Source organism: Phytopseudomonas dryadis (assembly GCF_004327355.1).
Taxonomy (GTDB): Bacteria; Pseudomonadota; Gammaproteobacteria; order Pseudomonadales; family Pseudomonadaceae; genus Aquipseudomonas; species Aquipseudomonas dryadis.
Window position 1 is genome coordinate 1 of the sequence record NZ_QJUM01000053.1, and the last position, 14,370, is coordinate 14,370.

Below are 14,370 nucleotides of genomic sequence, written 5' to 3' on the forward strand. Positions count from 1 at the left end.
AGTTGGTGGCTTATGTGGTGGGCGAGGCGACGGCCGAGGAGCTCAAGGCACGGTTGGCGCGAAGCCTGCCGGAGTACATGGTGCCGGGGCAGTGGTTGTTCCTCGAGGCCTTGCCGTTGAGCGCCAACGGCAAGCTGGATCGACGTCAGCTGCCGAGCCCCCAGGCGGCGCAGAAGGCCTACCGTGCCCCGCGCACGGCGTTGGAACAACAGGTGGCGCAGATCTGGCAGAGCGTGCTGGAGCAGACGCAGGTAGGGCTCGATGACGACTTCTTCGAACTGGGTGGGCACTCGCTGCTGGCCGCGCAGATGGTGGCCCGAGTTCGTCAGGCGTGTGGCCTTGAGCTGTCGCTTAGAACCGTGTTCGACTACAGCCGTCTGCAGCCTTTCTGCCAGGCTCTGGGGGGCACGACCGCACAAGCTATGCCGGCCCTGTTGCGTATCGATCGCGGCCAGCCCTTGCGGCTCTCCCATGCCCAGCAACGGCAATGGATCATGGCCAAGCTCGAACCGAAGAGCAGTGCTTATCACATCCCTATGGCTCTGCGCATCAGCGGGGCGTTGGACGTCGCTGCACTGCAGGCCAGCCTGGATCAGTTGGTGGTGCGCCACGAATCGCTGCGCACCCACTTCGTCGATCATCTCGGCGAACCCCGTCAACTGATCGACGCCACTGCCCGGGTCGAGTTGCAGATGTTCGAAGCGATCGTGGGTGACGACCTGACGGCCATGCTACAGGCGCAGGCGCAGCAGCACTTCGAGCTGAGCCAGGCCCCGCTGATGCGGGCAAGCCTGATACGCACGAAGCAGGACGCGGTGCTGCTGCTGACGCTGCACCATATCGTCGCCGACGGCTGGTCGGTGCAACTGCTGGCTCGCGAATGGATCGAACTCTATCGTGCGCAGGTCGAGGGGCGTACCGCGCCGCTCGAACCTTTGGGCGTGGCCTACGCCGACTATGCCCAGTGGCAGCGCGACTGGCTGGAGGGCGGTGAGCGTGAGCGCCAACTGGCCTACTGGACTAGCCGTCTGGGGGCAGAGCCAGTTCTGCTGGAATTGCCCCAGGATCGTCCACGCCCGGCCGAGCAGAGCTATCGGGGCGAACGGGTCGAGGTGCGACTGGATGCGCCACGCACTGCAGCGCTGCGGGCACTGGCGGCCAGCCATGGCGCCTCGCTGTTCATGATCCTGCTGACGGCCCTGCAAGCGCTGCTGCACCGCTACAGTGGCCAGCCGCGGGTACGCGTCGGCGCGCCGGTGGCCAATCGTGATCGCGGTGACACCGAGGCGATCGTGGGCATGTTCGTCAACACCTTGGTACTGGACGTGGACATCGACGCGCAGATGACCTTCGAGGCCCTGCTGGCCCAGGTCAGGAGCCGGGTGCTCGAGGCCCAGGCCCACCAGGATCTGCCCTTTGAGGATCTAATAGAAGCCTTGCAGCCGGAGCGTAGCCTGAGTCGCAGCGCGATCTTCCAGGTGGCGCACAACCACCAGGTGGCGGCCGACGTACAGGGCTGGAGCGAGGCCGCCGGCCTGCAGGTGCGGGCGCTAGAGCTGCCGACCCGTTACAGCAAATTCGATCTGACCCTCAACACCCTGGAAGTCGGCAACCAGTTGGAGGCCTCGCTGATCTTTGCCCTCGATCTGTTCGACGCCGCTACCGCCGAGCGCATGCTAGGCCACTGGCAGGCGATGCTCGACGCCATGCTGGCCTCGCTAGCCGCGCCAATCGCCCTGGCTGAACTGCCGGCTCCCGCCGAGCGCCAGCGTCTGCAGCAGGCTGCCATGGGCACTGGCGCGCCGGCTTCGGTCGACAGCGTGGTCGAACTGTTCCTGCGCGAGGTCGCCCGGGTACCGGACAAGCCGGCTGTGGTCGCCGAAGGGATCGAGCTATCCTACCGCGAGCTGCACGTTCGCAGCGACCGCCTGGCTGCTGGGCTGCGCGCCCGCGGGGTGGGCGCCGAGCAGTGCGTGGGCCTGATGGCCGAGCGATCGGTACATAGCATCGTCGCCTTCCTGGCGGCGTTCAAGGCTGGTGCCGTGCTGGTGCCGGTCGACCCCGGGCTGCCTGCGCCGCGTCAGCGGCAGATGTTCACGGATTGTGGTATCCGCGTGCTGTTGAGCGCGTCGGTGAACCCGGCGGCCGTGTTGCCCAAGGGCACGCCTTGGTTGCCGATCGACACCGATGCGGCGACCTCCGACTGGATGCCCACCGCACGGCCAATGGCCGGGCAGGCCGCTTATGTGGTGCATACCTCTGGCTCCACCGGCCAGCCGAAGGGTACGGTGGTCAGCCACGGTGCCCTGGCGCACTACATCGAGAACATCCTCGCGCACTTGCCCTGGCGAGCCGTGGACAAGGTGGCGATGGTCTCAACGCTCGCCGCCGACCTTGGTTACACCTTGCTGTTCGGCGCCCTGTGCTCCGGGCGCACGCTGCACCTACTCGACAGTCATACCGCGACCGATGCCCAAGCCATGGCCGATTACTTCCAGGCCCATGGCATTGATGCCCTGAAGATCGTACCGTCGCACCTGGCAGCGCTGCTTCAGGGCGATGGCGCTACCGCTCTGCTGCCGCGGCATTGCCTGATACTCGGCGGTGAGGCCTCTTCCGGCGGCCTGCTGGCCCGTATCCGCGCACTGGCGCCGGACTGCCAGGTGATCAACCACTATGGGCCAACAGAGACCACCGTTGGTGTGCTGGCCGGGTCGGTGGCGCCGGGCAGCGAACAGGTCGCTCTGGGCCAGGTACTTGGCGGCAACTGTGCCTGGCTGCTGGATGCCGGCCTGGCGCTGGCCGTGGCCGGGCAGGCGGCCGAGCTTTACCTGGGCGGGCCCTCCCTGGCCCGCGGTTACCTGGGCCGGCCGGGTGCCACTGCCGAGCGCTTCGTGCCGAACCCGCTCGGAGAGCCCGGACAGCGCCTTTATCGTACCGGCGATCAGGTGCAATGGCGCGAAGGCGCGCTGTACTACCGTGGCCGAGTCGATGAGCAGGTCAAGATCCGTGGCTATCGGCTCGAGCCCGGTGAAGTCAGTGCCGCATTGCTGGCCCTCGAAGGGGTGGCCGAAGCGGCAACGCTGGCCGTGGCCACCGCCTCAGGCCCGCAGCTGGTGGCCTACGTGGTCGCCAGAGAAGGACAGAGCGGTGAGCACCTGCCTGAGCACTGGCGCGCGCAACTGGCCCGGCGCGTGCCGGATTACATGGTGCCGTGGCGGATCGTGGTGCTAGGCGCGCTGCCCATAACCGCCAACGGTAAACTCGACCGCAAGGCGCTGCCAGCGCCGCAGAGCCTGCCGCAGGTCAGCCAGAGCCTGCCGGTCAGTGATCTGGAGATGCGCTTGGCGGCGATCTGGGAGCAGGTGCTGAACGTGGCACCGATCGGTCGCGAACAGAACTTCTTTGAACTGGGCGGCGACTCGATCGTATCGATTCAGATGGTCAGCCGAGCTCGCCAGGCGGGCATTCACTTCAGCGCACGGCAGCTGTTCCAGCACCAGACCCTCGCGGCGTTGGCGCGGGTTGCCACCCTGGCCGGAACGGTAACCCGGATCGACCAGGCACCGGCCAGCGGCACAACGCCGCTGCTACCGATTCAGAAAGCCTTCCTGCAGGCCGCGATCGCCCAGCCACAACATTGGAACCAGTCGGTCTGGCTGGATCTGGGACGGGAGGTGGACGGCCAGCGCCTGGAGGCGGCGTTGCAGGCACTGGTCGCCCATCACGATGCGTTGCGCCTAGCCTTCAGCGACAGCAGCGGCCACTGGCAGGGCGAGTTCCAGCCGCTGGCCACCCTGCAGGCCCGCTGGGCGCGGCGCCCGTTGCTGCGACATGCCGGTACACAGGCCGAAGACGCCCTTGAGGCGCTGGCCGACGAGGCCCAGCGCAGCCTCGACCTGACCCGCGGCGAACTGCTGCGCGGGGTACTGCTCACCCTGGATAATGGCGGGCAGCGCCTGTTTCTAGCGATCCACCACCTAGTGGTGGACGGGGTATCCTGGCGGGTGCTGATCGAGGATCTGGCCCTGCTCTACCGTGAAGGGGGCGATCCCGCCCAAGTGTTGCCGGCCAGAACCAGCGGCCTGCATGACTGGGCCCGGTGTGTCGAGGGCCACGCCCAGGCCGTCGACGCCGGGCAACGGGCAGGCTACTGGCAGGCACGGCTTGCCGGCATCGACACCCGGCTGCCGTGGCACAACCCCGAGGGCAGCCTGGCCAGCGTACATGCCCAGAACGTGCAGGTGCGCCTGGATACCGACTGGACCCAACGTTTGCTCAGCGAGGCACCGGCGGCCTATCGTACGCAGATCAACGACCTACTGCTGACCGCCCTGGTTCGTGCCATGCGGCGCTGGAGTGGCGAAGCGGATCTGCTGGTCGAGCTGGAAGGCCATGGCCGTGAAACGTTACAGGACGACATCGATCTCAGCCGCACCGTTGGCTGGTTCACTGTCAAGGCACCGTTGCGCCTGCGCGCCAGCGATGACCTAGCCAGTGACATCAAGCGCACCAAGGAAGCGCTGCGGGAGCATGGCGCCCATGCCCTGGACTTCGCCGCTCTGCTGCACGGTGCCGCCGAACCATTGCGCGAGCAATTGCAGGCGCTGCCCAAGCCGCGGTTGACCTTCAACTACCTCGGCCAACTCGATAACAAGAGTCAGGCAGGCAGCGCCGGTGGCTTCACTCCGGTGGGGCACCCGCGTGGTCACGAGCGTAGCGAGCAGGCGCCACTGGGTAATTGGCTGACGCTCAACGGCCAGGTATACCAGGGTGAGCTCGGCCTGGCCCTGACCTTCAGCCGCGAGCAGTTCCAGGCGCAGGCCGTCGAGCAACTGGCCCAGGCCTATATTGAAGAGCTGCAGGGGTTGATCGCCTTCTGCGCCGAGCCTGGCAACCGCAGCGCCACGCCCAGCGACTTCCCCCTGGCCGGCCTGAGTCAGGCGCAGCTGGACGAGTTGCCGGTGGCGGCCAGCCAACTGGTCGATATCTACCCGTTGTCGCCCATGCAGCAGGGTATGCTGTTCCACACCCTGTACCAGCAGCAGGGCAACGACTATCTCAACCAGTTGCGAGTGGATGTCAGCGGCCTTGATCCCCAGCGCATGGCGCGGGCCTGGCAGCAGGTGCTGGACGAGCATGAGGTGCTGCGTGCCGGGTTCGCCTGGCAGGGCAGCTTGGAGCGGCCACTGCAGTTGATCCATCGTCAACTGGCGCTGCCATGCCGAATCCTCGACTACGGCGACCAAGACGATCCCACCGCGGCCATCGAACGTCTGGCCATCGAAGAGCGGGAGCAGGTGCGCGACCTCGGCACCGCGCCGTTGCTGCGCGTGGCGATGGTCAAGCGGTGCGACGACAGCTATCACCTGATCTACACCCATCACCACATCCTGCTCGACGGCTGGAGTAGCTCGCGTTTGCTAGGCGAGGTGCTGCAGGCCTACGAGCAGGGTCATGCCAGCCCGGCCGACGGCCGCTACCACGACTACATCGCCTGGCTCGGCGCCCAGGATCGAGAGGCCAGCGAAATCTTCTGGCGTGCTCAGCTGGCGGCGTTCGACGAACCGACCCAACTGGGCGGTGCCTTCCCCGCACCGGTGGTCGGCGAGTCAGGCATGGGCCACGTCGGCAGTGGCCTGGATGCCGGCGCTATGGCCGACCTGCAACGCTTCGCCCGAGAGCGCAAGGTCACAGTCAATACGGTGATCCAGGCAGCCTGGCTGTTGCTGCTGCAACGTCACACCAGCAAGCGCGTGGTAGCCTTCGGTGCCACCGTGGCCGGCCGGCCAGCGCAACTGCCCGGCATCGAGCAACAGCTGGGGCTGTTCATCAACACCTTGCCGGTGGTCGCCGATGTCGCTCCCGAGCAGACCGTGGCGGCCTGGCTGCTGCAACTGCAGGAGCAGAACGTATGCCTACGCGAACAGGAACACACACCGCTGTACGAGATCCAGCGTTGGGTTGGGCAGGGTGCTCAGAGCCTGTTCGATACTTTGCTGGTGTTCGAGAACTATCCAGTATCGCAGGTGCTGCAGCAGGCCGCCCCGGCCGGGCTCGGTTTCGGCCCGGTGGTCAACCTCGAACAGTCCAACTACCCGCTGGCGCTGGCGGTCAATACCGGCGAGCAGTTGGAGCTGCATTTCAGCTTCGCCCGCGAGCGTTTCGCCGAAGCCAGTGTGCAGGCGCTGGCCAGACGTTTCCTGACGCTGCTCGGGCAACTGCTGGCCAGCGCTCCGTCGACTCGCATCGATGAACTGAACATGCTCGACGCGGATGAGCAGGCGCACCTGCTCGCCGCGGGTGTGGCTTCGTGTATGGCCCCGCAGCCGTTCAGCGCGATCCATCACGCCTTCGAAATCCAGGTGCGCGCCAGGCCACAGGCCACAGCGCTGGTGCTGGGCGAACAGCGCCTGAGCTTTGTCGAACTCGACGGACGTGCCAACCAGCTTGCCCATTATCTGAGGGAGCAGGGCGTCGACGCGGAAGTGCGGGTTGGCGTGGCCCTGGAGCGCAGCGTGGAGACGGTGGTCTGCTTGCTGGCCATCCTCAAGGCGGGTGGCGCCTATGTGCCGCTCGATATCGCCTACCCGGCCGAGCGCCTGGCCTATCTGATAGCCGACTCGGGCATGCACTTGCTGCTGACCGACAGTCGCCTGGCCGCGACCTGGCCGCAGGCCGAGGCACTGCGCGCGATCAACCTCGACCAGCTTGAACTGCAGGCCCTGCCGCGGCATGCACCGGCGGTGGCCATCGCTCCCGCGCAGCTCGCCTATTTGATCTACACCTCCGGCTCAACCGGCCTGCCCAAGGGCGTGGCGGTTGCCCATGGCCCGTTCGCCATGCATTGTCGGGCAATTGGCCAACACTACGAGATGAGCACCGAGGACTGCGAGCTGCACTTCATGTCTTTCGCCTTCGATGGCGCCCACGAACGGCTGTTCACTAGCCTGACCCACGGCGCCCGGGTGCTGTTGCGCGACGGCCAGCTGTGGACCGCGCAACGCACCTACCAGGCGATGATTGACGAAGGGGTCAGCGTAGCGGCCTTCCCGCCGCTGTACCTGCAGCAACTGGCCGAACATGCCGAACAGCACGGCCAGTCACCGGCTGTGCGGGTCTACTGTTTCGGTGGCGACGCCGTGCCTCAGGCCAGCTACCAGCGCGTTAGGCAGGCACTGCGGCCGACCTGGATCATCAATGGCTATGGCCCGACCGAGTCCGTGGTCACGCCGCTGCTGTGGAAGGCTGCGGCGGGCGAGGACTGCGGTGCTACCTATGCCCCCATCGGCCTGGGCGTGGGCGAGCGTAGCGTGCTGGTGTGCGACCCTGGCCTGCACCTAGTACCCGTAGGCCTGGCTGGTGAGTTGTACCTGGGCGGCGCCGGTGTGGCGCGCGGCTATCTGGGGCGCCCCGGGCTGACCGCCGAGCGTTTCGTGCCGGATCCGTTCGCTGCCGATGGTAGCCGCCTTTACCGCTCCGGAGACCTGGTGCGCCAGCGCCCTGACGGCGTAGTCGACTATCTGGGGCGCTCCGACTACCAGGTCAAAATCCGGGGTTTCCGGGTGGAGCTTGGCGAGATCGAGGCCTGCCTGGGGCATCAGTCTGGTGTGCGCGAATGCGCAGTGGTAGCCCAGGGCGAGGGCAGCGGCCGACGCCTGACCGGCTATGTGGTTCTGGATACGCATTCCCAGGGCTCTGCGCGTGCCCAACAGATTCGCTCCGCTCTCAAGCAGCAGCTGCCCGAGCACATGGTTCCGGCCTTCGTCATCGAGATCGACAGCCTGCCACTGACACCCAACGGCAAGCTTGATCGCAAGGCCTTGCCCGACCCTCAGCAGAGGCTGCAGGTCGATGCCTGGCGCGAGCCTCAGGCCGAGCACCAGCGCACTCTGGCCTCTATCTGGCAAGAGGTGCTGGGCGTGGCTCGGATCGGCCTGGACGACAACTTCTTTGAGCTGGGCGGGCATTCGCTGCTCGCCACCCAAGCCACCGCCATGGCCCAACTGCGGCTGGGCTGCGATATCGCGCTGGATTTGATCTTCAAGACTGGCTCGCTGGAGGCCTATGCCCTGGCGGTGGAACAACGAATGAACACTAATCTGCAGGCGGATCTGAGCGATATGTTTGATTTTATGACCGAGCTGGAGGCGAACTGAGCCATGACCGAGCACTCCAACATCGCCTTGGTTCAGCGCTTCATCCGTTTGCCCCAAGCCCAGCGCCGGGCATTCCTCGACAAGCTGCAGGAAAAGGGCATGAGCCTGCGCCAGCTGCCCGTGCCACCCTGCCAGATGCCGGGCGAGGCGTTGCCGCTGTCCTATGCCCAGCAACGCCAGTGGTTCCTCTGGCAACTGGAGCCGGACAGCGCGGCCTATCACATTCCCATGTCGCTGCGCCTGCGCGGCGAGCTGAACTTGGCTGCGCTCGCCGACAGCATCGCTGCACTGATAGCCAGGCATGCCAGCCTGCGCACCGGCTTCGAGCAGGATGCCGATGGTCAGGCGCACCAAGTGGTGCACCCGCCGCAACCCTGGTCGCTCGATGTCGAACCGTTCGGCCCGCTGACCGAACACAACCAGGCATTCCTCGAGCAACTAATGGACGATGAGGTTCGCCAACCCTTCGACCTGGCCCGCCCGCCGTTGCTGCGCGTGCGCCTGCTGCAGTTGGGTGAGCAGGATCATGTGATGCTGCTCACCTTGCATCACATCGTCTCCGACGCGGCGTCCATGCAGATAATGGTGCAGGAGCTGATCAGCCTGTACGACGCCCAATGCGAGGGGCGCGAGGTCACCCTGGCAGCGTTGCCGATCCAGTACGCCGACTACGCCATCTGGCAGCGCACTTGGATGGAGGCTGGCGAGCGTGACCGCCAACTAGCCTACTGGATCGAGCAGCTGGGGCACGATGCACCGTTGTTGCAACTGCCGTTGGACTACCCACGCCCGGCAGTGCAGAGCTACCGTGGCGCGCGCCTGCCGCTGAGCCTGACACCGCAGCTGGGCGAGGCCCTGCTGGCTCTGGCCAGGCGCGAGGGGGTGACGCCATTCATGCTCCTGCTGGCGTCATTCCAGGTGCTGCTGCACCGCTACAGTGGGCAGGCGGACATCCGTGTCGGGGTACCGGTGGCCAACCGCAATCGCGAGGAAATCACCGGCCTGATCGGCTTCTTCGTCAATACTCAGGTGTATGCGGCGCATTTGCAGGCGCAGTTGCCGTTCAGCGATTTCCTGCAACAGGTCAAGGCTACAGCGCTGGCCGCGCAGGCACACCAGGATCTGCCATTCGAGCAACTGGTCGAGGCCCTGCACCCCGAGCGCAACCTCAGCCACGCGCCGCTGTTCCAAGTGATGTTCAACCACCAGAGCGAAGCCCAGGTTCGCAATGGGCCGCGCCTGGCCGGCATCAGCGTGGAAGGGCTGCACCGTGATCAGCCCACCGCACAGTTCGACCTGGTGCTCAACACAGTGGAAACCGCCGAGGGCCTGCAGGCCGCACTGACCTACGGCACCGACCTGTTCGAGCCGGCCACCGTGGTGGCGATGGCCGACCACTGGCGCCAACTATTGACCGCCATCGTCGCCGACCCGGCGATGGCCGTGGGCGAATTGTCGCTGTTGAGCGATACGCAGCGCCAAACCTTGATCGCCGTGAGCCAAGCCGAGCCGGTCGAGCACGGTTCCTGGATGCCGGTACAGGCACATGTGGGCCAACAGGCGTGGCGTACACCCGAGCTTATCGCCGTACGCCAGGGCGAGCAGAGCCTGAACTACCGCCAGTTAGAGCAAAAGGCCGAAGCCTTGGCGGCGCATTTGCAGGCGTGGCAGGTGGGCCCGGATGTGCCGGTGGCCATACTGCTGGCCCCAAGTATGGAACGGGCGGTGGCGATGCTGGCGGTGCTCAAGGCCGGCGGTGCCTATGTACCCCTCGACCCGGGCCTGCCGGGCGAGCGCTTGCTCTTCATGCTGGCCGACAGTGGTGCCCGCTGCGTACTGGTGGACGGGCAGACCGCGGCGCGGGTGCCAGAAGGTCTGGCGCAGCTGGATCTCGATTGTTTCGACTATACGCCGGTGGCCTGCCAGCCAGTGGCACTGGCACCGGACAACCTGGCCTACATCATCTACACCTCTGGCTCGACCGGGCAGCCCAAAGGGGTCTGCGTGCGTCACGGCGGCCTGAGTAACCACATGGCCTGGATGCAGGACTATCTGCGCCTTGAGGCCGATGACCGGATTCTGCAGAAGACCGTGATCGGTTTCGACGCGTCGGTGTGGGAGTTCTGGCTTCCGCTGATGAGTGGCGCGCAACTGGTGATAGCCTCTGCCGCGCTCAGCGAGGATCTGTCGCTGCTGTGGGACGAGGTCGCCGCACAGCGCATAAGCGTGCTGCAGATGGCACCCTCGCTGTTGCAGGGGCTGATGCCCGGCAGTGGCGACCCGCGCCTGGTCTCCCTGCGGGTACTGCTGTGCGGTGGCGAAGCCCTGCCGCAGGCGCTGATCGAACAGTGGCGCGCACGCTCGCAAAGCCAATTGGTCAATCTGTATGGCCCCACCGAAGCGACCATCGATGCCTGCGCCCTTCGTATCGACGAGGTTCCGCAGGAAGCGGTGGTGGCACTGGGCCGCCCGATAGTAAATGTTCATGCCCATGTGCTGGAGGCGACCCTGCAACCGGCGGCGCCCGGCATCCCCGGGGAGCTGTTGCTGGGCGGCCAGGCCCTGGCGCGCGGCTACCTGAACCGCCCAGGGCTGACGGCCGAACGCTTCGTGCCCGACCCCCACGGCGAGCCCGGCACACGCCTGTACCGTACCGGGGATCTATGCCGGCGCGACCGCATGCAAACGCTTCACTACCTAGGGCGGCTTGACCACCAGGTGAAGATCCGCGGTCTGCGTATCGAACTGGGCGAAATCGAGGCGCTGCTGCGTGGCCACGCCGTGGTGGCGGAGGCCGTGGTACTGCCGTTGGGTGATGCGCAGACTGTGCAACTGACCGCCTACCTTGTGGGGCGTGACGGCGCGCTGGACAGCGATGCCGCGCTACAGGTGCTGCGCCGCGACCTGACGGTGCGCTTGCCTAGCTACATGGTGCCGGTGCACTGGATCGTTTTACCGGCGTTGCCGCTGACGCGCAACGGCAAGCTCGACCGTCGTGCCCTGCCCAAGCCCCAGGCGCAGGAAAGGGAGGCAGCGGTGGCACCGGGCAACGCGATGGAGCAGGCCTTGGTAACCCTCTGGCAGGACGTGCTCAAGCGCGAGACGGTCGGCATTTACGACAATTTCTTCGAGCTGGGTGGCGATTCGATCGTCTCTATCCAGATGGTCAGCCGTGCCCGCCAGGCCGGCATTCACTTCACCCCCAAGGCGCTGTTCCTGCACCAGACTGTGGAACGTCTGGCCCAGGTTGCGCAATGGCAGAACGGCACCGAGGCCGTGCGTCGCGAGCCATGGATCGGCACGGCAGCCTTGCTGCCGGCCCAGCGGCGCTTCTTCGAGACCGTCAGCCGTGACCGCCACCACTGGAACCAGTCGGTGCTCCTGGAGGCCGGTACGCCGCTGGATCCGACCGCACTGGAGCAGGCGCTGCAGCGCCTGGTGAGTGAGCATGAGGCACTGCGAGTGAAGTTCGTCGAAGGCGACCAGGGCTGGGTAGCGCAGTGCATACCGGCCACGGGCACGCCGTTGCTGGAGGTGATAGCGGTCGCCGACGAGCAGGCCCTGCAGACACATGCACAACGCCTGCAGACCAGTCTTGACCTGGGCCAGGGCACGCTCATGCGGGCGGCGCTGTTCGACCTGGCCGATGGCGGACAACGCCTGTTGCTGATCATCCACCACCTTGTGGTCGATGGTGTGTCCTGGCGCGTGCTGTTCGAGGACTTGCAACGGCTCTATGGCCAGTTGCAGGCGGGTGAGCCGCTGATCCTGCCTGCGCCGACCAGTTCGCTGAAGAGTTGGGCCGGGCGCCTGCAGGCCTACGCTGGGGAGCCGGCGCGCATGGAGGAACTGGCTTTCTGGGAGGCCCAGGGCCGCGACGTGGGCAACGACCTGCCGGGCCGCCGCTGCGGCGGCCCGCTCTACCATCGCGATGTCGACACCGTGCAGACCCGCCTTGATGCCGCTACCACGCGGCGCCTGCTGCAGGAGGCGCCGGCCGCCTATCGCACGCAGGTCAACGACCTATTGCTGGCGGCCCTGATTCGTGTCCTGGCGCGCTGGACCGGGCACGGCGCCCAACTGATCCAGATGGAGGGGCATGGTCGCGAAGACTTCTTCGAGGGCGTGGATCTGACCCGTACCGTCGGTTGGTTCACCAGCTTGTATCCGCTGCGTTTGGTGAGCGATGACGACCTCGGACTCTGCATCAAACAGGTCAAGGAGCAACTGCGTGCGGTGCCGACCAAGGGTATTGGCTATGGCATCCTGCTGAGCTTTGCCCAGGCACAGGTGCGGGCACGTCTGGCGGTGCTGCCTACACCGCGGGTCAGCTTCAACTACTTGGGGCAGTTCGATGCCAGCTTCACTGATGAGCAGGCGCTGCTGCGCCCCTGCGCAGGTGACAAGGGTCGCGACCAGAGCGACCATGCGCCGCTTGAGAACTGGCTGTCGATCAATGGCCGGGTGTTCGAAGGTGAGTTGACCCTGGGTTGGAGCTACAGCCGGGAGATGTTCGATGCACCTACTATCAACGGCCTGGCGCAGGCGTATGCCCAGGAACTGCAGCGGCTGGTGGCGCATTGCGTCGATGCCGACAATGGCGGGCTGACTCCATCCGACTTGCCACTGGCGGGTCTGGCCCAGGGACAGATCGATGCATTGCTGACGCAGCCACGCACCATACAGGACGTCTATCCGTTGTCGCCCATGCAGCAGGGGATGCTGTTCCACAGTGCATTCGATATGTCAGCGGGGCATTACATCAACCAATTACGCGTCGATGTGACTGGGCTGGATGTCGAACGCTTCCGTAGGGCCTGGCAGGGGGCGGTGGATGCGCATGACATCCTACGCAGCCGCTTCATCTGGCAGGAGCCCCAGAGCCAGCCGTTGCAGGTAGTGCTCAAGGCGCAGCCGGTGCCTTTCGAAGTGCGCGGGCGTACTACCGGGGCGGCGTTGCAGGTGATCGCCGACGAGCAGCGTCAACGTGGTTTCGATCTGGCCGAAGCACCGGGCCTGCGCCTGGTGCTGATACCCGTCGACGGACAGACCTGGCATCTGATCTACACCAGCCACCATGTATTGATGGATGGCTGGAGTGCCTCGCAGCTGTTCGGTGAGGTTTTGCAGCGTTATGCCGGGCAACCGGTCGATCCGATGGCCAGCCGCTTTAGCGACTACATCGGTTGGCTGGGCAGGCGCGATACCGTCGCCACCCAGGCGTTCTGGGAGGACGCGCTGGCGCCGCTGGAAGCGCCGAGCCTGCTGGCCGACTGCCTGCCGCGAACCGGCAGTGGCGAGGGTCATGGACACCTGAGCCGGGCACTGGATGTCCTCCAGACCGAGCGCTTGGGTACCTTTGCGCGTGAGTGCAAGGTGACGGTCAACACCCTGATGCAGGCCGGCTGGTTGTTGCTGCTGCAGAAGTACACCGGCCAGGACACGGTCGCCTTCGGTGCTACTGTGTCCGGTCGTCCCCCGGAGCTGCCGGGGATCGAGCGGCAGATCGGTCTATTCATCAATACCCTGGCGGTGGTCGCCAGCCCGCGTCCGGAACAGACCGTGCGGGACTGGCTGCAGGCAGTGCAGGGCCACAATTTGGCGTTGCGCGAGCACGAGCATGCGCCGCTGTATCAGATCCAGCAGTGGGCCGGGCGGGCAGGGCAGGCGTTGTTCGACACCTTGCTAGTGTTCGAGAACTACCCAGTTTCCGAGGCGCTGCAGCGCGGTGCGCCGGAGCCGTTGCGCTTCGGTGCCATCGACAACCATGAACAGACCCACTTCCCGTTGTCGCTGACTATCGGCATGAGCGACCGTCTGGTGGTGCACATGGCCTACGCTCACGAGCGCTTCGGCGAAACCGCTGTCGAGCGTCTCAGCGAGCAACTGCTCGGTCTGGTCATGGCAATGACCCAGTCGCCGGCGGCGGCACTCGGTGAATTGCTGGTACTGACCGTGGCGGAGCAACGTCAGGCGGGTGCGTTCAACGCCACCACTACCGACTACGACCTGCAGCAGACCGTGCATGGCCTGTTCGAGCAGCACGTGCGTGCCACCCCCGACGCTCCGGCGCTGGTATTCGGCGAACAGCAACTGAGTTATACCGAGCTCAATATACGGGCCAACCGTCTGGCGCACCGCCTGATCGCCTCTGGGGTGGGCCAGGACGTGCTGGTGGGCGTGGCCGCCGAGCGTAGCCTGGAGATGGTGA

Annotated in this window: 2 protein-coding genes; both read left to right on the top strand. The window is 65.9% G+C overall.

The annotated features are described in order from the left end of the window. Nucleotides 1-17: 17 nt before the first annotated feature. Nucleotides 18-8,159, top strand: coding sequence for a non-ribosomal peptide synthetase (locus tag DNK34_RS24950; protein ID WP_278248897.1), 8,142 nt, complete (start codon nucleotides 18-20; stop codon nucleotides 8,157-8,159). 3 nt (nucleotides 8,160-8,162) lie between these two features. Beyond that, nucleotides 8,163-14,370 (top strand): non-ribosomal peptide synthetase (locus tag DNK34_RS24955; RefSeq protein WP_131199542.1); only part of this gene is annotated, 6,208 nt, incomplete at its 3' end.